Genomic DNA, 21,448 nt, shown 5'->3' on the forward strand with positions numbered 1-21,448 from the left:
CAATGGGACATTATGACGTGCATAATACCTTTCATAAAGTGCTTTTTTTCTCAAAAAGAGAAAAAAAACCATTTTATTAATACGGATTTTCCTCTTCGTGCAATTTATAAGGTACGGGAAGATCTTTATAACTTAGGGCATGATATAGCTTCTGGTAAAGAAATTTTACTCCCTGAATATGAAGGAGTAGAAGATTTTCGCAATAGATTGAATGAAAATGCGAAACTTATTCTTAATGCCTTTCATACCAGTGATTTTGCAGCCCGAAATGATGAGACTATCGCACCGTCTGCTCAATGGCTCATTGATAATCATTACACCATTGATAAAACTATACAAAAGCTACGTCGTAATCTACCTAAGTCCTTCATAAAGCAACTTCCTCTTTCTACACACAAAGCGGAAATACCACGAATTTTTGCTTTAACTTGGCTTTATATTGCGCATACCGATAGCAGCTTTTCACAAGAAACACTCACTGCTATGACCAATGGATTTCAAGAAGTTTGTGCGCTCACAATTGGTGAATTGTGGGCTCTTCCTTCTGTTATGCAAATGCTGCTCATTGAAAATGTCCGTCGTCTTTCAGTACGTATCGAAAAAGCGCGACATATGCGCCATCTTGCTAGTCAAGTAGCTGATAAAATTTCTCTTGTAGAAAATAAAACAAATCTACACTCTCTCTTTACGCAGTATAAACCATTTACTGTTGATCCAACGTTTTCAGCACATTTATTCTATCGCTTGCGTAGTGCATCTGTCGATTCAACCGTAGCATTAACTTGGCTTGAAAAGCAATTGAAAAGCCAAGGCAGTAGCTTAGAGATTGCAACAGCTGATGAACATACCCGACAAGCAGCAGATGGTGTGACCATGGGAAATATTATCCGTGCTCTTAAAGCTATAGATGATGTTGATTGGACAGCATGGTTTGAAACAGTGAGTTGTGTCGATTCTATTTTGCGTAAAAATAGTGATTTTTCTGAAATTGATTCTCACTCACGCAATATTTATCGACAAGTCATTGAAAAAGTTGCACGCTTTTCGCCTCTTAGTGAGCTGGAAATTGCACATAAAGTTGTAGAAATGGCAAATTCCACTTCTAAAGATATGCCTCATCATTCTTGTGTGGGGTGGTACCTTGTTGATGATGGTCGTGGCATATTTGAAAAGGCTTGTGGATATATCCCGCCCTTTCTCATAAAATGGACACGAGCTTCCTGTTGCTCAAAATTGAGAGTTATCGCCATTCCTGTCTCTTTTCTGACGCTCGCTCTTTTGCTTGTAATTTACGCCCTTTTACAAATATCTGGCATGACATCATGGATGTCTTTTTGCTTTACTGTATTAGCGCTTTTTCCTACTATCGATGCTGCTTTTGCTTTATTTAACACTGTTGTTTCATGGTTTGTCCCATCAAGACAACTCATTGGCTATGAATATAAAGAAGGTATTCCAAAACATGCACGGACAATGGTTGTTGTACCTACTTTGATGACATCACGCGATGATATTGATGAACAAGTGCGCAATCTTGAAGTGCACTATCTTTCTAATCCTAAAGGTGCCATTCATTTTGCACTCATTACAGATTGGGTGGATGCTCCATTGAGAGAAACGCAAGATGATCTTGATTTATTGCACTATGCGCAAAAGAGTATTGAGAAACTCAATAGTCGTTATCATCGTGATAAACTTCCTCTTTTTTTCCTTTTACATCGCCGACGCCTTTATAATACAAGCGAAAAATGTTGGATGGGATGGGAACGAAAGCGAGGAAAACTTCATGAACTCAATCGGCTCTTAAGAGGCGATAAAAACACAAGCTTTTATCCTCCCGATCCGCATCTCCCTATGGATTGCTGTTTTGTTATGACGCTGGATTGTGATACACGTCTTACTCCAGAGAGCGTCGCGAAACTTGTTGGAAAGCTTAATCATCCACTCAATCATCCCATTTTTGATCCGCAAAGTGGAAAGGTTGTAAAAGGCTATAGCGTTTTACAACCACGCATTATTCCTTCTCTTACAACAGGAAAAAAAACATCAATTCTCCAACGGGTTTTTTCTATCAACCGTGGCATTGATCCTTATGTTTTTGCCGTTTCTGATACTTATCAAGATCTTTTAGGAGAAGGTACCTTTATCGGTAAAGGTCTTTATAATATTGATGCATTTGAACAAGCGCTTGATGGCAAAATTAAAGAAAATACTATTCTTAGTCATGATCTCTTAGAAGGAGGTTATGCTCGTACTGCTCTGGTAAGTAGCATAGAAGTCATTGAAGACTATCCAACCGCTTATAATATTGATGTTATGCGTTATCATCGCTGGATTCGCGGTGATTGGCAGCTTTTGCCTTATCTTTTTTCCCACCGTCAAATAAGTTCCGTGACGCGTTGGAAAATGCAGGATAATTTACGTCGTTCTCTTACTCCACTTATGTGGTTAATCGCAGCATTTGCAGGATGGACTTTTTTGTCTTTCAAGAGTGCAATTGTCTGGCAAATATTCTTGTTGTTTAGCTCCTTCATTTCTCCCATTCTATGTGTATTAAAAACGCTAGTCTCGTCCAATATAGATCATTCTTTGCGTGGACATTTTCAATTAATTTGGAACAAAACTGCTCTTACAAGCGCTGATATATTTCTTAAAACGACGTTTCTTGCTCATTCGGCGTATTTTATGACCGATGCGATTATTCGTACACTCTATCGTATGACGATTTCAAAACAGCATCTTCTTGAATGGAAAACTTCTGCCGCAACAAAATCAATGCCCAATAGTTTGCGTTTCTATGTTTTTACAATGGCACCAGCATCGCTTATTGGTGTCCTTACTGTAGCACTTTCTCTTTTTTCTGATAGTTTTGCAAGCTTGATTGCTTTTCCTTTTGGGATAGCATGGTTTTTTTCACCCTTCATTGCTTGGATTGTGAGTCAACCTTCAACCTTTCAAGATAGCCTTGATCTTTCCTCAAAAGATGAAAAAAAACTTCGCTCTATTGCACGGCGGACATGGCTTTATTATACAACCTTTGTCAATGCACAAAACAACTATTTGCCTCCCGATAATTTTCAAGAAGATCCTGAACCTCTTGTTGCTCAACGTACATCTCCTACGAATATTGGCGTTTATCTCCTTTCTATTATTGCTGCACGTGATTTTGGCTGGATTGGTTTTGAAGAGACCATTACCCGTATTGAATGTACATTACGCTCTCTTACAAAAATGGAAAAGTTCCGTGGTCATCTCTATAATTGGTATGAAACGGATACACTCAGGCCTCTTTTACCTACTTATGTATCAACCGTTGATTCAGGAAATCTTGCCGGTCATTTGATAACACTCGCTTCTGCCTTAAGTGAATGGGCTGAAAAACCGCCTCTTTTTTTTCAAAGTGATCGGGAAGGCTTATCGGATGTTCTTGCTATTCTTGAAGAAACTGTCAAAGAAATTCCAGATCATCAACCCAATTTACGCTCTTTACGTCAAAAAATCGAAGAAAACATCACTCGTTTTCATGACTCTGTCTTCACTTTTGTAGAACAAGAAAATACGATTCCTTCTCACATCATAGACCTTTCACATGCAGCCCATGATATTGTGCACTTAGTCAGTGAACTTGACCACAAAATTCAAACGATAGAATCTGCTCGTGCGCTTTCTTGGGCTAAATGCCTTATCGATACCTGTAACGCTTATCATCATGATGCGACTGCTCATTGTGATACTGAAAAATTACGTAAAAAACTAAACAGGTTGGCTATAGTTGCACGGCAAATAGCCTTTGATATGAAATTTGACTTTTTAGAACAGCCTAAACGGCATCTCTTATCCATTGGATATCGTGTTCAAGAAAACAAACTCGATGAAAATTGTTATGATCTACTTGCTTCAGAAGCACGTCTTGCAAGTTTTTTTGCTATCGCAAAAGGAGACATAAAACTTAAACATTGGTTTCGTCTTGGTCGACTCCTCGTACCCATAGGTTGGAAAGGTGCGCTCCTATCATGGTCTGGATCGATGTTCGAATATCTTATGCCATCTCTCGTAATGCATGAACCTTTAGGATCTGTCCTAGATCAAACAAATCGATTGATTATTCGTTGTCAAATACAATATGCTCATAAACGGGAATTGCCATGGGGTATTTCAGAGGCCGCATTTAACGCTCGCGATCATTTAATGAATTACCAATACGCTCATTTTGGTGTTCCAAACCTCGGACTCCAACGTGGTCTTTCACGCAATGCTGTCATTGCTCCCTATGCCAGCCTTCTAGCGGCACAATATGCTCCTGTTTGCGCTGTCGCTAATTTAAAACGACTTCGTGATCTTGGAGCTTTAGGAACATATGGTTATTATGACTCTGTCGATTTTACCCCTTCACGCGTGAAAACAGGGGAAAAATACGCTGTTGTACGCAATTATTATGCGCACCATCATGGCATGTCTATCCTTGCTCTTAACAATGTTATTTTTCAAGGGCGAATGCGTGACCGTTTTCACCGTGATCCCATTATTGAAGCAACGCAATTGCTGTTACAGGAAAGAGCGCCTCATCTCATTCCTATTATTCATACCAAAGCTGTTAATCGTATGCGCAATAAGTCTCAAGCACTTGACGCCGCTCCTTTGCGCATTATTACAAACCCGTTGCTCAAACCACGAGAAACGTTACTTTTGTCTAATGGCTTTTATTTTACCATGCTAACAGCGAATGGTTCTGGCTACAGTCGGTGGCACGATTATGCGATTACGCGCTTTATTCCTGATGCAACAGAAGATCAACAAGGTACTTTATTCTTCTTACGCGATACGCATAGTGGACGGTGGTGGTCTGTTACTAGTGAGCCAACACGTGTTATTGAAGAAGAAGCTGTCAGCATTTTTACAGATGAAAAGGCTGAATATACAAAAATGGTTGATGGTATAAAATCAACACTTGAATGTCTTATTACATCTGAAGGATGTGGCGAAGGTAGACGTATTCAACTGATGAATACGACAAATAAAGAGCGCCTCATTGAAGTGACTTCTTATGGTGAATTAGCGCTTGCCACAATGGATACAGACGAAGCTCATCCTGTTTTTTCCCGTATGTTTATAGAGACAGAAATTGCTGAGGAAGGTAAAACAATTTTTGCTAAAAGGCGCAAACGCTCACCTAGCGATCCTGAAATCTATGTTGCCCATTTTGTCTCTAGTACAACAGATATTCTCCAAGAGACAGAAGCTGAAACGGATCGCTCTCTGTTTATTGGGCGGGGTCGATCTATTCATCGGCCCGCTGCATTTGACCAAAATACTCGTTTCAGTAACAGTCAAGGTTGTGTTCTTGATCCTATTATGTCATTGCGATGCCGTATCAAAATTTCAGCATATGGAAAAGCAGAACTTATTTTTTGGACTTTTGCTGCTCATACAAAAGAAGCGCTGCATAATCATATTAAACATTATCGACAACCCGATATGTTTCAAAAAGAACTTTCAAGGGCATGGACGCGCTCACAAGTCGCACTGTATCAGAGCGGAACCCAGCCTAAAGAAGCTATTGTCTATCAAAAATATGCCACATCGCTTATCTACCTTGATCGAACATGGCGTCTTTCTCCTGAAATATTAGCAAAAACGCTTGGAAAACAGTCCGATCTTTGGCCTATGTCCATTTCAGGAGACAATCCACTCTGTCTCCTTAGATTAAATAACGAGGGAAATATCTCTGTACTGCGTGAGCTCCTTAAAGCACACGAATATTGGCGTATGCGCGGACTCATCGTTGATTTGGTAATTCTCAATGAACAAGTATTTTCCTATATACAAAATACACAACGGGCTCTTGAATGGGTCTGTGAATCTTATCGACACCACGCACAAGAGGCAGATGAACGCCAACATATTTTCATGCTTCAGCGTGACAAAATAAATGAACAAAGTTTTAAAATGCTTCTTGCATCAGCGCGCATCGTTCTTGATGCCCAAAATGGCTCTTTATCTGAACAGCTTAAACGATTTGATGAGAGTGATTTTGATCTTACAGTTCATAAAAATTATCATGAATTGCATGATCAATTAGATTACCAAAAATATAACGAAGGAAGGCAAGTTACAACACAAACTGAACAAAATTTTTTTGCTTCCATTGGTCTTATTAGCCAACGAAAACCATCCTCTTTTCCCATAAATGGAGAAGATCTAAAATATTGGAATGGTTACGGTGGTTTTAACCAGTATAACCATTATGTAATACGTCTTCATGGACGTACAACCACACCGCACCCGTGGATTAACGTCATCGCTAATCACAAATTTGGTTTTCATGTCTCTGCTGAAGGTGCAATTTTTACTTGGGGTAACAATAGCCGCGATTATAAATTAACTCCTTGGGCAAATGATCCAACATCTAATCGGCCAGGAGAAGCACTTTATCTGGTTGATCGCCAGTCTTTAAAACGTTTTTCACCCGTTTCTGCTGTAGAATGTGATGAAAATATTATCTATGAGGCTTGTCATGGTTTTGGATTTTCAACTTTTAAATCGACACATTCAGAAATTGCATTAGAACTGACTCATACACTCGATCCGGAAAAACCAGTTCGCTTTTCACGTCTTACCCTCACGAATGAAGGGACAAAACCACGCAGTTTACGCCTTTATAATTATGTTGAATGGGTTTTGGGAAATACCCGTACAAAATATGCCCCCTTCATTATTTCCTCTTATGAGGACAAAAGGGGTGTACATTTTATTCAAAATCCTTATCACATTGAAAAATCTCAACAAGTCACATTCTTATCGGCATCTGAAATGCCAACCAGCACCACAACCAATCGTGCTGAATTTATTGGTGCAACGGGAACCGTAACGCATCCAACTGCGATCCGTAAAGCTGGTGCTCTTTCGAATACCATTGAAGCAGGATGTGATCCTTGTTCAGCATTTTCCTATGATATTGATCTTCAAGCAGGGCAAACAAAAGAAATCATCTTTTATCTTGGCAGTGCTGAAAATAGACAAGAAGCTGAAAAATTACTTAATCACGTACGTGCAAGTGATTTTGAAATTCTGCTCACAAAACAAAAACAGCAATGGAGCGATTTTGTTTCTCCTTTTCAAGTTAAAACACCGGATCCCTCTTTTGATATTATGGTCAATCATTGGCTCCCTTATCAGACCTATGCATGCCGCATCATGGCACGCGCAGGATTTTACCAAGCTAGTGGTGCATTTGGCTTCCGTGACCAGTTACAAGATAGCTTATCTTTATTATTGCTGGAACCACAACTGGCACGTGAACAATTGTTAAACGCCGCCGCGCACCAATTTCTTGAAGGGGATGTGCAACATTGGTGGTTACCCGATACAAATGCTGGTGTTCGTATGCGCATTTCTGATGATATCGTTTGGCTTGCATATGCAACAGCTCTTTATGTCAATACCACTGGCGATGATGCCTTTCTTGATACGCTCATTCCCTTTATTGAAGGCGATGTTCTCAAAAGTGGGCAACAGGATGCTTATTTTCAACCCACCCAATCCTCAAAGGTTGCAACAGTTTATGAACATTGTGTTTTAGCTTTAGAGCTTGCCATTAAACGTTGTGGACCCCATGGTATCCCTCTTATTTTAGGTGGGGATTGGAATGATGGCATGAATTTGGTAGGTGTGGAAGAAAAAGGTGAGAGCACTTGGTTAGGATGGTTTCTTGGTACTACATTAAAAGCATTTATTCCTTTGGCCAAAAAACGTGGTGATAACAGCCATATGCAAATATGGAGTACATACCTTGAACGCTTAACAAAATCCCTAGAGGAAAACGGTTGGGATGGTGCTTGGTATCGACGTGGTTATTTTGATGATGGAACACCTCTTGGTTCTAAAATCAATGATGAATGCCAAATTGATACCATTGCTCAATCTTGGGCTGTCATTTCTCAAATGGCGTCGCCTGAACATCAAAAGCAAGCAATGACATCAATGTTGGAACATCTCTATGATAAAAAAGGCGGACTTATTCGCCTTTTTTGGCCACCTTTTGACAAAAGCACACTTGAGCCTGGTTATATAAAAGGTTATCCTCCAGGAATCCGAGAAAATGGTGGTCAATACACGCATGGTGCCATTTGGAGTATTTTAGCATTGGCAAAAATGGGGCAAAACGATAAAGCTTATGCGTTATTTTCTATGATTAACCCGATTACCCATGGACAAGATCCTGAAACTTATCGTGTTGAACCTTATGTGATGGCCGCAGATATTTATTCTGTTGAACCACGATGTGGTCAAGGCGGTTGGACATGGTATACAGGCTCAGCCGGTTGGTTTTATCGCGCTGCAACACAAGCTATTCTTGGAATACAGCGTCAGGGAGACCTGTTGTTTTTACAGCCACATTTACCCTCTATTTGGCCAAAATATGAAGCAACAATGAAGTTTTATGATGCCGTTTATACCATTAAAGTAAAATGGGGACCTAAAAATATGCTCCATGTTAATGGCAAAAAATATACCGAAGTTCATGCGGGGATAAAGTTACACAAAACAGGTCAGCATGAAATTATACGTATTGTTAAATCTTAGAGATGAAAGATGAAAAAGAGAGCAGACTTTTTTATTCTTGCCCAAAACTGTAGAGTTGTTATATCGCACCGCCTATATTGTCCGTGTTGGTGCATAATATTTTAGATTTTATGAAACTGAAAGAAAAAGGTTATGAATCATCCGGATATTGCTAGACGTGTTTACAATCATACTTGGAAACTTGATCCCATTATTCGTTCACTTCTTGATACGGATTTTTATAAGCTTCTTATGGTACAGATGATTTGGGGGTTGTATCCTGATGTTAATGTTACTTTTTCCCTCATAAATCGCTCTAAAACAATACGTCTTGCCGATGATATTGACGAGAGTGAATTACGTGCTCAACTTGATCATGCTCTTAGTTTGCGCTTTACAAAAAAAGAAATGATCTGGCTTGCTGGTAATACATTTTATGGACGCAAACAAATTTTTGAACCGGATTTTCTTCAGTGGCTTGAGAATTTTCAACTCCCAGAATATGAACTAACCCGCAAAGATGGCCAATATATGCTTCATTTTTATGGTTCGTGGGCTCATAGCTCTATGTGGGAAATTCCAGCCCTTGCTATTATCAGTGAATTACGTTCACGTGCAGCTATCAAAAAACTAGATCGTTTTGCTCTTGATGTACTTTATGCGCGTGCTAAAGCAAAAATGTGGAGTAAAGTTGAACGTCTCAAAAAATTGCCTGATATTAAAATATCTGACTTTGGGACAAGGCGTCGCCATTCTTTTTTATGGCAGCGCTGGTGTGTGGAAGCATTAAAAGAAGGCATTGGTAATTCTTTTACTGGAACTTCTAATGTTCTTCTTGCCATGGATACGGATTTAGAAGCTCTTGGAACCAATGCACACGAATTGCCCATGGTTATTGCGGCTCTCAGCAACAACGATGATGAATTACGCAGAGCTCCATATCAAGTCTTGCAAGATTGGAACCGTTATTATGGTGGAAATCTTCTCATTGTTTTACCTGATACCTTTGGTACAGAAGCATTTTTACGCAATGCACCAGATTGGGTCGCTGATTGGACAGGTTTCAGACCCGATAGTGCACCCCCTATTGAAGGTGGCGAACGTATTATTCAATGGTGGAAAGAAAAAGGAAAAGATCCACGCGAAAAACTTTTAATTTTTTCTGATGCTCTTTATGTCAATACAATTGAAAAAACCTATCATCATTTCCATGGTAGAGTGCGCATGAGTTTTGGATGGGGCACGGATCTTACCAATGACTTTACAGGCTGTGCACCTCAGGAAATCGAAACTCTTGATGCTCTTTCCCTTGTTTGTAAGGTGACCTATGCCAATGGTCGACCAGCCGTAAAGCTTTCAGATAATCCTGAAAAAACGATCGGTGATTCAAAAGAAGTACAACGTTATCTCAATTTTTTTGGTAATAAAAAGCGAATTGCTAGACCTATAAAGACGTAGTTTCCGGTTCTTTAAATGAGTATACTGACTCATCATATTGTTTATAAGATTGATTTTTGTCCTGCCCTAAGGATGAGGGTTCTTAACCTTTGCTGGTCTGTAAATAGTTCGGTTGTTTTTTGAGCAGATTCTACTTGGGCTACCACGCATACGCTTCACTTACATAAGGATCGACAGATCAGACTTAAAAATATTCACTACGCATTAAAAAAATACTTAACTTGCTAGGGAAGTTTAGCCAAGGGGGCTTCCTTATATCATTGTCATAAATAACGGTGTTATACAGTACAATAAGATACTATCATTTTGCATGTTGAAAGAGCGTGTGCGAATATCATAAATTTTTCTCATTTCAACCCTGTTAAATCAAGCACACTCATCTCCTTGTATGTATGAAGGTTTTCAAGTTTTAAGGGTTATTGTTGTAGCTCGACAGTAGGTTTGTACTAAGTGGGAAGAGATCGGATTAAGTAGGAATACGTGGTAATTTGTTATTTTTATGTACAATTTTGACTATTAAATGCGCGTTTCCATAGTAAAAATGAGAAAAGACTTTGCCCTCCTTTGAGAACATCTTTAAAACTCTTTGAAAAAAAATAAATTGGTACAAAATCTAGTGTAAAAATATACAAAACCCAATGAAAAGCTACAGTTGTAACATTAGGAATTGCTAAGGTAACATTGGAGGATGACAAATAGCACGGTGACTATCGGTGTGCATTTTGTAAGGCAAGGATGATGATGTTTGCTTTGTATTATATCCTCATTAAGAGATATGAAAACAAACGAAACGTCTTTTTAGAAAGAAAAGGCTATCATATCAATGACTTTTCAATGACGTATATATAGAGATTCATACAAACATGTCTTATAAAAATAATGACTCTCTTCCATGAATGTGGTTTATCCAAGTGAGAACATTTTGAGTGTGCGTAAACAGTCTTCTTTGTTCATAAAAATCATTTCACAAATATATTATTAATTAATTGCTTTCAAAAAGCTTACTACGTCATATGCATTTTGGATATGGAGAGCTTATATTCAAAACTTAAAGGTCCTCATAGTTTTTACAAATAAGTCGAAGCTAAAAAGAATATCTCATAAAGCCTTTTCTATCATTATGAAGATGGACGTGTTACAATATAAATGGCAATCAGCAGTAATATAACCGCAACAAGTAAGGAAATCCATAAAGGAGGGTGTACCATTACGAAAAAGGATAAAAATCCTCCTGTCATACTCATTATTGCAAAAACTTTAATGAATGGAGAGATTGCTTTTTTTTCTTCCCATCGCTTAATAGGGGGACCAAAAATACGATGATTATTCAACCATTGATGAAAACGTGGAGAAGAACGCGTAAAACACCATGAGGCAACTAACAAAAAAGGCACAGTTGGCATAATAGGTAATACTACACCGATAATACCTAATATAACCATTGTCCACCCTGCTATATAATAGCAGATACGCAAAGGGTGAGATATCTTCAAATCTTTTTTCATTTTCTTGTATTTTTTTCCTCTACGCAAAATCCTCTAAAAAAACATTATATCTGTTTTTTTCTGTTTACATGTCTGAGTGCACAATTACGTTCTACCCCTTCATGCGTAAGCGTCTTTGTTGTTATAAGTTCCTTGAAAATACCGAATAGCTTACGCAATATGATAATCATTTTAAGTGATTTCAAGAAAAGAGAAGAGATTTTAGAAAATCAAAAAAATAAAAAGGCTGCAGAATAAATCAATGCAGCCTCTTAATTAAGAATGCAGCGTTGGGGGGAGAAAATGTACCGCATTCACTTGCTAGACATTAGGAGGAAAAATAACCTAGCACCCTGAACATTAATTAAAATAGAAATGAGAAACAATATATAAAAATGCATGGCTGATATGCATGAATTTTAACACTTTTAAGTTTCTTGAACTGTGTTTCGACCAAAGAAAATCATCATGAAAATAGCCATAAAAATCAACGTCAAGATCAACACAATTGTGGAAGCAGAATCAGAGCCGATAAATAAGCTGAGATAAATCCCTAAAAAACCAGAAAAAGCTGCAACAAGTATAGCGATCATTAACATAAAAGAAAACCGCTTTGTAACAAGATAGGCAATTGCTCCTGGTGCTATCAGTAAAGAAATAACGAGCACGATACCTACAGCTTTCAAAGCCGCAACAATTGTAAGAGAAATCATCGTTAGAAGGGTATAGTGGAGTAGAGATATTGGTAACCCCATTGCATGTCCTTGAACTGTATCAAAAATATACAACATAAAGTCGCGCCATTTTGCTGCTAAAATGAAAGTGACAACAACAGAAATGATCGCCGTTTGTGTTATATCAAGCCAGTTAACACCCAAAAGATTACCAAATAGAATATGATTCAAATCTAAGCTACTATAAATAGACGTGGCTAAAACAAGCCCCAAACCAAACATTGAAGAAAAGACCACTCCCATCACCGTGTCCTGTTTGATACGGCTATTGCTCCCTAAAAAACCCGTTAATAGTGCACACACCATCCCTGCAACAAAAGCACCGCAAGTAATCAGAGTCATTGTAATGTTCTCTGGACGCATATGCTGAAACCAAGCAAATGGCAAAGAAGTTAAAAATGCGATTACCCATGGTGTTGTCATATAACCAACAACAACACCTGGAAAAACTGCATGAGAAATGGCATCGCCTAACAGCGCCCATCCTTTCAAAATAAGAAAACAGGAAAGCATCGCCATGGGAATAGAAAGAATCATGACAATAAGCATACCCTTAAGCATAAAAGAAAACTGAAACGGAAGCAGTAATTGATCAATCATGATAATATTACACCCTTTTTTGCCGCATTTATGCGTAAGCGCGCAGCAATATACCCATGTTTAGGAGCAAAAATAAAAGCCAAAACAAATAAAGATGCTTGAAAAAGCACAACAACCCCCCCCGTTTGTGCATTTAAAAAATAACTCACATAAACACCCAAGACACTTGTAAATGTTCCAATTACAACTGCAATAACCAAGATATTCACGAAACGATCACTTAAAAGATAGGCTGTTGCCCCAGGTGTCACAACAAGACAAATGACTAAGAATGCTCCAACGGTTTGCATAGCAGCAACAGTACAAGCGGCAAGTAATGTGAAAAAGAGAATCTTTAAAAACTTTACATTTAATCCAATGGCATGCGCATGCGTTTCATCAAATAACGAAACAAGAAGATCTTTCCATTTCAAAAGCAATATAAGCAACGAAAAAAAGCCGATAAAAGCCAATTGTAGAATATCTGATGAACTAACGGCTAAAATATTTCCCAAAACAATCGTATCAATATTAACAGCCATTGGTTTTAATGATTTGAGAAACAACCCAAAGGCAAAAAAGGAAGAAAAAATGAGCCCAATAATGGTATCTTCTTTAAGTTTTGTTCGGTGGTTAAAAAAGAGCATTGCTGCTGCTGCAAGACCACCAGAAAAAAAAGCGCCGAGTGAAAAAGGTAATCCTAAAAGATAAGCTCCTGCTACACCAGGAACAATCGAATGGGAAAGAGCATCACCAATCAATGACCAACCTTTTAACATCAAAAAAGCTGAAAGAAAGGCACAAACACACCCAACTAACCCAGAAACCCACATTGCATTCACCATATATTGATAGCTCAGTGGCTCAAGCAACCAAGAAATCATGCAACGTGCTCCACTCTTTCAATATCTTCACAAACTGCAGACTGCTTTCTTCCTATGAAAACATCATTTTTTTTTGTGCTTTGAAGATCAAAAATATGGTGGTGCAAAGACCCTCCAAAAGTTTTCTCCAGATTTTCCTTTGTAAAGATTTTTTCTGTTAACCCAGAAGCTAAAACGGTTCCTTTTATTAAAACTGTATGATCACAAAATTCGCGAACAGAACCCAAATTGTGCGTTGAAACCAAGATCACTGCTCCTTCTTTACGAAGATCTTGTAACAAAGCAATGATTTTATCTTCTGTTGTAACGTCAACCCCTGTAAACGGCTCATCTAATAAAATAGCTTTTGCTTTCTGTGCAAGAGCGCGCGCTAGGAAAACACGCTTTTTCTGTCCACCAGAAAGTTCTCCAATCTGGCGCTTGGCAAAAGCCAACATATCAACGCGTTCTAAGGCAATACGAACGGCTTCATAATCTTGTGTACGGGCATAGCGAAAGAAATTCATATGACCGTACCGTCCCATCATTACAACATCTTCGACTAAGACAGGAAAATTCCAATCAACATCTTCACTTTGAGGAACATAAGCAATAAGGTTTTTTTTCAAAGCTATATCAACGGGCAAATCAAACATGCGAATTTTTCCCTTTGAGGGGCGTACAAACCCCATAATCGCTTTAAATAACGTTGACTTACCGGATCCATTAACACCAACTAATGCCGTAACAGACCCCTTTGGACTTTCAAAGTTCACTTCGCGTAAAGCTGTATGTCCATTACGATAAGTTACCGTTACTCCTTGGGCAAATATTCCAGATTTCGTCATTGGCTTTTTACTCCCTCTAATAAAGCATTGCTAATACGCCCACTCGTGACACGTAATAAATCAATATAAGTGGGTACCTCACCATTTTTCTCACTTAAAGAATCAACATAAAGAACACCACCGTATTTAGCCCCTGTTTCTCTGGCAACCTGCTTAGCAGGCGCAGGGGAAATAGTGCTTTCAGAAAAAACTGCATGAATATTGTATTTGCGAACCATATCAATAACATGCTTGACCTGCTTTGGTGTTCCTTGCTGGTCAGCATTGATGGGCCATAAATAAAGTTCTTTTAGATTAAAATCACGCGCCAAATAGCTAAATGCTCCCTCACTGGTCACAAGCCAACGCTTATCTTGCGGTACGGCTTCTAATTCAGCCTTAATTGGATCAATCGTTGCACGAATTTTTTGTTTATAAATTTCAGCATTCTCTTTATAAATAGCAGCATGTTCAGGATCATATTTTACAAAAGCATCGCGAATATTATCAACGTAAATCAAAGCAGAGGTTGGTGACATCCACGCATGAGGATTGGGTTTACCGCTAAAGGGGCCCTCACCAATTTTAATGGGTACAATACCTTTTGAAACAACAACACTTGGAACATCCTTGATATTTTGAAAAAACTTTTCAAACCAAAGCTCTAACTCTAATCCATTCCACAATACAAGGTTAGCTCCCTGAGCACGCATAAGATCGCGTGGGGTGGGTTGATATTCATGAATTTCCGCACCTGGTTTTGTAATGGATTCAACCTCAGCAGCATCACCTGCTACATTGCGTGCCATATCAGCAATGATGGTGAATGTCGTAACAGCTTTAAATTTACCAGCACACAAAGCAAAATTGGGTGTAAAAAAAATAACACTTCCAAAAACTATGGTGAAAAACGTTCTTACGTTCATTGATTCTCTCTTTCCTTTATATGCCTTCTTTTATTGCAAATAATTTGCATTATCATTTAGCAATAGCAGTTATCTTTTACATTTGCAATGAAGGATTAAGAGAAAAAATAACTTTTCAAGATGTTTAAAAACAGCTTTTTTCATATTGAAAAAATTGATGATTTAAGCAGCTTATTTTAGTAAGGAGATCTGCTTTCAAGAAGCCCTATAGCTCTTGAATGCCAAAGAAAAAGGGAGCACTCAAAAATGCTCCCACTTCATGTAAAATATCTCATAAAAAATGAGAATACTCAGTAGCGCAAATATGCACCTGTCATTTTGGTAACATTATCCACGATCTTTAAGGCAAGCTTTTCTAAATCTTCATCTGTTAGAGTCCGTTCTATGGGCTGAATAGTTACTTCAATCGCAACAGATTTTTTATCTTCGCCAAAGCTTAAATCTTCAAAAATATCAAAAACCTGCACTGAATTAATAAGTTTTTTATCGGCTCCACTTGCTGCACGAATAATAAGAGAAGAGGCAACAGTTTTATCCGCTATAAAGGCAAAATCACGCCGCACCATTTGAAAAGGTGAGAGTTTCAAAGGAGGACGGTTTTTGGTCGTTTTTCTCTTTGATTCTGGAATTCTGTCTAGAAAAATTTCAAAGCCGCATAAAGGGCCACTGACATCTAACTTTTCTAATGTAGCAGGATGAAAAACACCAAAAAAACCAAGAATAATCTTTGATCCAAGTTTTATGACACCTGAACGACCAGGATGATACCAATCTGGCGCTCCAACTTCAATCTGCACTTTCCCAACATCCATATCGCATGCTTCTAAAATAGCTAAAGCATCTGCTTTGGCATCAAAAACATCAACGACGGTTGCATTTCCATTCCAAAAACGACCAGCTCCTTTAAATTGCTCTGTTCCGCGACGAATCCCACTAACAACACGGTGTTGTTGATCAGGGGTATCGCCTTCATAAATATTGGAAACTTCAAACAAAGCAAGATCGGAAAAACCACGATCAGCATTTCTCTGTGCCGCCATAATCAAGCCAGGTAAAAGGGAAGGACGCATCATTGACATATCAGCAGCAATAGGATTAACCAATTTAAGCTCTTCTTGACCTCCTCCAAAAGCGAGAGCTTGATTTTCAGAAATAAAAGACCATGTTACCGCTTCTTTCATACCACGTTGCACTAAAGCCAAACGTGTAGCACGTGAACGAATTTGTGCGCATGTTAAAATTTGATCTTTTCCTTCTGCGAAGTTTTCCAAAGGAATAGGTTTAATTTTATCTAGCCCATAAATCCTCATGACTTCTTCCACCAAATCGGCTTTCCCCATAATATCAGGGCGCCATGATGGTACTTTTACTGTAACGACATCTCCTTTTCCTTCAATGAAAAATCCAAGTTTTGTTAAAATAGAGATGACTTTTTCAGGATCTATTTCCAAATTTGTTAAACGTTTAATTTCAGAAAAAGGAAAAGCGATCTGTTTGATTTCTTGTTGCTGATAGCCGACGATTCTCTTCTTAGATACTTCACCACCACAAAGACGTAAGACCAATTCTGTTGCAATCTCAAGTCCTGTTTCTATAAAAGCCGGATCAACACCTCGTTCAAATCGATAACGTGCATCACTGATAAGACCTAATGCTCTTCCTGTTTGTGCAATACTTTGTGCATCCCAAAGCGCTGATTCAATAATAACGCGATGTGTTGTTTCATCACAACTCGTTCTTTCACCGCCCATGATACCGGCAATCGAAACAATCCCCTCTTCATCTGCAATGACACAATTCTTAGCGCCCAAATGATAGATTTTTCCGTTCAGTGCTTGAAGCTGTTCTCCCTCACGAGCACAACGTACACACAAATTACCTTTAATTTTATCTGCATCAAAAACATGAAGTGGACGACCAAGGTCAAAACTTATGTAATTGGTCATATCAACAAGCGCATTAATCGGTCTCAAACCAATTGCATTCAAACGCTGTTGCATCCACTGAGGTGATGCACCATTTTGAACATTGCGCACTTCACGCCAAGCAAAACCTAAACATAATGATGAATCTTGCGAAAAATCTAATGAAACATCGAGAGGTGTTTCAAAGGAAGGCTCAAATTTTGACAAAGATAATTCTTTTAATTTTCCCATTCCAGCGGCAGCAAGATCACGGGCAATACCACGAACACCTGTACAATCAGAGCGATTGGGGGTCAAGCCAATATCAATGATCGGATCATCTAAACCAGCATAAGTTGCAAATGAATCTCCAATAGGTGCATCTTCTGGAAGTTCGATAATCCCGTCATGTTCATTTGATAATTCAAGCTCCGCTTGCGAACACATCATCCCAAAACTTTCAACACCGCGGATTTTTCCTACAGATAATGTCACATCGAGTCCTGAAATATAAGTGCCTGGTAATGCAAGAACACCAACAAGACCTGCACGCGCATTTGGTGCCCCACAGACAACTTGAACAGGTGTAGAAGTCCCTGTATCGACGGACAGAATCTGGAGTTTATCTGCATCAGGATGCTTTATTGCTGTTAAAACTTTTGCAATCACAAAACCTTTTAAAAAAGACCGATCATCAACGTAATCAACCTCAAGACCTATAGCTGTTAGCTTCTCACAAATTTCATCCAAAGATGCACCTGTCTCTAAGTGATCTTTTAACCACGACAACGTAAATTTCATTTTAAAACCTCACATGAAAGCGATGACTAAGATCACACATTTCTATTAGGAAAAAAAGCAGGCATATCAAAGCAACGAAAGCCATAATGGTCTAACCAACGCAGATCAGCATCAAAAAAAGCTCGTAAATCAGGCATACCGTATTTCAACATGGCAATACGATCAATGCCCATTCCCCATGCGAAACCTTGATATTCATCGGGATCTAAACCAACATTTTTCAACACATGAGGATGCACCATTCCACATCCTAAAATTTCCAACCAATCCTGTCCTTCTCCGAACTTTACTTCTGAACCAGAACGATCACATTGAATATCCACTTCCATAGATGGTTCGGTAAAAGGGAAAAAAGAGGGACGAAAACGCATTTTTACAGAGTGAACTTCAAAAAATTCTTTACAAAAGGTTTCATGTAGCCACATCATATGGGCAATGGTGGAGGTTTTATCAATGACAAGACCTTCTACCTGATGGAACATGGGCGAATGCGTCGCATCCGAATCCATGCGGTAAGTTTTTCCAGGAATAATGATCCGTATCGGTGCTTTTTGTTTTTCTAGTGTGCGAATTTGTACGGGTGATGTATGGGTCCGCAATAATTTTCGTTCTCCCATTTTATCGACATCAAAAAAGAAGGTATCATGCATTTCGCGTGCTGGATGCCCTTCAGGAAAATTCAATGCCGTAAAATTATAATAATCTGTTTCAATATCAGGTCCCTCTGCAAGAGAAAAACCCAACTTCGTATAAATGGCAATAATTTCCTCAATCACCTGTGAAATAGGATGAATGCGTCCCCGTTCTATAGGTGAAGAGCGAACAGGCAAGGTAACATCAACCGTTTCACGAGAAAGACGGGCATCTATTGCCTGTCTTTTCAGAAGATCACGTTTTTGCGCCCATAATTCTAAAATACGATTTTTTAATCCATTAAGAACTGGTCCAACTTTATGGCGCTCGCTAGCATCCATCTTCCCTAATGCTTTTAATTTTTCAGAGATGCTACCTTTTTTACCCAATGCTGCAATACGCACTGCTTCAAGTGCCTGTTCATCACCCGCTGCCTCTAAGGCTAAACAAATTTCTTGTTCCAGACGCTCAATATCGTTCATATTTTTGCCTATTTCTTTAATAAAAAAAAACCCGCACTCGCAACAGCCAGCACGGGACCTCGAATAAATAAATGCTTTAAGAGAACACGACTGGCTTACTTGACAGCGCCTTCAAAAGCATTAGGCGTCGTATCTTTTAAATATTCCAAAGCCTTTTTTGCCGAAGCTACTAAAGCAGAAAATGCTTCTGCTTCGTGGATTGCTATATCTGAAAGAACCTTACGATCAACCTCAATACCGGCTTTTGATAAGCCATCAATAAAACGTCCATAAGTTAAACCTTCTGCGCGAACAGCCGCATTAATTCTCTGAATCCACAAAGCACGGAAAGTACGTTTCCTATTTTTGCGATCACGATAAGCGTATTGCTTTGAACGATCAACTGCTGCTTTAGCTGCACGAATGGTATTTTTACGACGACCGTAAAAACCTTCAGCCTGTTTAAGAACTTTTTTGTGCTTAGCGTGTGCTGTCACACCTCTTTTCACACGTGCCATATTATAATCTCCTCAAAATCAAAAGCGTAAGGTTTAAACACCATTCGGCAAATAATGCTGAACGACTTTTTTAGCATCTTGTTCACACAAAACCATTGTTCCACGTGCATCGCGAATAAATTTATTCGAACGCTTAATCATACCGTGGCGCTTACCGGCAGCTGCTACTTTAATTTTTCCTGACGCAGTGATTTTAAACCGCTTTTTAGCGGATGATTTGGTCTTCATCTTGGGCATTTTGCTACTCCGTACATTAATTTATTCAATAAAATATTTTATTCACTCAAGCGGACCAACGCTTGAACAAGCATTTAAACAGCCACGGCATGCCCTGCCGGGCAGTTCTAATAGTGTTTCCATAAGCCACTACACACAAAATAGCAAGACCGTATTACAAAAAAATCGGAGCTCCATTGCCTTGAAGCTCAACTAAAGGTGCCGGAATAGCATTTGTTTTGATAGCTGCTTTACATAGATCAGCAATAATGCATTGCCTACATTGTGCTTTACGTGCTTGGCAAACATAGCGTCCGTGTAAAATCAGCCAATGATGCGCATGACGAAGATAATGGATTGGTATAATCTTTAATAATTTTTTCTCAACAATCTCTGGTGTTTTGCCAGGCGCTAAACCAAGACGATTGCTTAAGCGAAAAATATGTGTATCTACTGCCAATGTAGGCTGACCAAAAGCAACATTCAAAACAACATTAGCTGTTTTGCGCCCCACTCCAGGAAGGGACATAAGTGCTTCACGCGTATCAGGTACTTGACCACCATAACAATCAATTAAACAGTTACAAAGTGCATAAACATTGCGTGCTTTTGCTCGCCAAAGACCAATTGAACGGATATGATGTGCTATTTCTTCTTCTCCTAATGCAACCATTTTTTCCGGTTGATCAGCAAGGTGAAATAATTCTTTTGTCGCTTTATTAACGCTTACATCTGTCGCTTGAGCCGAAAGCACAACGGCAACCAAAAGCGTAAAAATATTTGTATAGATAAGATCACTCTTAGGCGCTGGACGTTGCACAGAAAAACGGCGAAATATTTCTGCAATTTCATTTTCATTATATGATATACTAGATAAATTTCGCACTTTTGACAATTTTATGGTACTTTGAGGCATTGAACTCTCTTAAATCTTTTCTCTTGAAGTTATCATTCACGCTCGCCATATGAGAGGAATGCAGCGAGCACTTTTATAGAGTTTGGTCAAGTAAAGCCATTTTAAAGAGGATACTCATGAATGACACATGTGACACCTTTCTCCAATCCCTTTCTTTTAGGGTTTGAAACCGTAGAAAAAATATTGCAACGTATCGGTAAAGTTGATGAGGCTTACCCAGCCTATAACATTGAACGTTTGCATAAAAATGATGATGCAAATCATATCCGGATAACTTTAGCTGTTGCTGGATTTAAGATTAACCATCTTAATATTTTGCTCGATGATAATCAATTGGTTATTCATGGTAAACAAACAGACAACCAAAATCATCAATATTTATATCGCGGTATAGCTGCGCGACAATTCCAGCGAACCTTTGTTCTCGCGGAAGGGATGCATGTTACAAATGCAGAGTTGAAAAATGGTCTTTTATCAATTAATCTGTATCAACCAAAGTTAAAAAAAGAAATAAAACAGATTCCAATTAAAATCAGTAGTGGTGAGTCATAAAAGTTAAGGCGTAA

At 38.7% G+C, this 21,448-nt stretch carries 13 protein-coding genes; 3 read left to right on the forward strand and 10 right to left on the reverse strand.

Annotated features, from left to right (window positions below):
• The first annotated feature begins 12 nt into the window (after nucleotides 1–12).
• On the forward strand, nucleotides 13–8,583 hold the full coding sequence (locus ACFINF_RS00890; protein ID WP_375619254.1) for a GH36-type glycosyl hydrolase domain-containing protein: 8,571 nt from the start codon (nucleotides 13–15) through the stop codon (nucleotides 8,581–8,583).
• A 132-nt stretch (nucleotides 8,584–8,715) separates the two neighbouring features.
• A complete protein-coding gene (gene pncB, locus ACFINF_RS00895; protein ID WP_375619255.1) occupies nucleotides 8,716–10,020 on the forward strand; it encodes a nicotinate phosphoribosyltransferase in 1,305 nt (434 codons plus the stop codon).
• 1,118 nt (nucleotides 10,021–11,138) lie between these two features.
• Here the strand turns inward: pncB and ACFINF_RS00900 are convergent.
• The 10 genes from ACFINF_RS00900 to nth all read right to left on the reverse strand — a co-directional run bounded on the left by ACFINF_RS00900 (nucleotide 11,139) and on the right by nth (nucleotide 20,882).
• On the reverse strand, nucleotides 11,139–11,525 hold the full coding sequence (locus ACFINF_RS00900; protein WP_012754508.1) for a YbaN family protein: 387 nt from the start codon (nucleotides 11,523–11,525) through the stop codon (nucleotides 11,139–11,141).
• A gap of 407 nt (nucleotides 11,526–11,932) precedes the next feature.
• Nucleotides 11,933–12,838 (reverse strand): metal ABC transporter permease, encoded by a 906-nt coding sequence (locus tag ACFINF_RS00905; protein ID WP_375619256.1) that lies wholly within the window; start codon nucleotides 12,836–12,838, stop codon nucleotides 11,933–11,935.
• Entirely contained in the window at nucleotides 12,835–13,701 is an 867-nt protein-coding gene (locus ACFINF_RS00910; RefSeq protein WP_012754510.1) for a metal ABC transporter permease, read from the reverse strand. Before ACFINF_RS00910 ends, ACFINF_RS00905 begins: the two co-directional genes overlap by 4 nt.
• Complete coding sequence (locus ACFINF_RS00915; protein WP_375619257.1) at nucleotides 13,698–14,528, reverse strand: manganese/iron ABC transporter ATP-binding protein; 831 nt, start codon at nucleotides 14,526–14,528, stop codon at nucleotides 13,698–13,700. Before ACFINF_RS00915 ends, ACFINF_RS00910 begins: the two co-directional genes overlap by 4 nt.
• On the reverse strand, nucleotides 14,525–15,433 hold the full coding sequence (locus tag ACFINF_RS00920; protein WP_375619258.1) for a metal ABC transporter substrate-binding protein: 909 nt from the start codon (nucleotides 15,431–15,433) through the stop codon (nucleotides 14,525–14,527). Before ACFINF_RS00920 ends, ACFINF_RS00915 begins: the two co-directional genes overlap by 4 nt.
• Nucleotides 15,434–15,723: 290 nt before the next feature.
• Entirely contained in the window at nucleotides 15,724–18,138 is a 2,415-nt protein-coding gene (gene pheT, locus ACFINF_RS00925) for a phenylalanine--tRNA ligase subunit beta (RefSeq protein ID WP_375619259.1), read from the reverse strand.
• Between the two features lie 32 nt (nucleotides 18,139–18,170).
• Nucleotides 18,171–19,253: a phenylalanine--tRNA ligase subunit alpha gene (gene pheS, locus ACFINF_RS00930; RefSeq protein WP_375619260.1), complete on the reverse strand. Its 1,083-nt coding sequence runs from the start codon at nucleotides 19,251–19,253 to the stop codon at nucleotides 18,171–18,173.
• Between the two features lie 95 nt (nucleotides 19,254–19,348).
• Nucleotides 19,349–19,750, reverse strand: a complete 402-nt coding sequence (rplT, locus tag ACFINF_RS00935; protein ID WP_012754515.1) for a 50S ribosomal protein L20 — start codon at nucleotides 19,748–19,750, stop codon at nucleotides 19,349–19,351.
• A gap of 33 nt (nucleotides 19,751–19,783) precedes the next feature.
• Nucleotides 19,784–19,987: a 50S ribosomal protein L35 gene (gene rpmI / locus ACFINF_RS00940; protein ID WP_012754516.1), complete on the reverse strand. Its 204-nt coding sequence runs from the start codon at nucleotides 19,985–19,987 to the stop codon at nucleotides 19,784–19,786.
• A gap of 154 nt (nucleotides 19,988–20,141) precedes the next feature.
• Nucleotides 20,142–20,882 carry an endonuclease III gene (gene nth, locus ACFINF_RS00945; RefSeq protein ID WP_375619261.1) on the reverse strand — a complete coding sequence of 247 codons (741 nt, stop codon included), beginning with the start codon at nucleotides 20,880–20,882 and terminating at the stop codon, nucleotides 20,142–20,144.
• A gap of 120 nt (nucleotides 20,883–21,002) precedes the next feature.
• On the opposite strand from nth, the gene ACFINF_RS00950 reads away from it, so the two are divergent.
• Complete coding sequence (locus ACFINF_RS00950; RefSeq protein WP_375619262.1) at nucleotides 21,003–21,434, forward strand: Hsp20 family protein; 432 nt, start codon at nucleotides 21,003–21,005, stop codon at nucleotides 21,432–21,434.
• The last annotated feature ends 14 nt before the right edge of the window (nucleotides 21,435–21,448 follow it).

The organism is Bartonella sp. TS25HLJMH, assembly GCF_042193505.1.
GTDB classification, from domain to species: Bacteria; Pseudomonadota; Alphaproteobacteria; order Rhizobiales; family Rhizobiaceae; genus Bartonella; species Bartonella grahamii.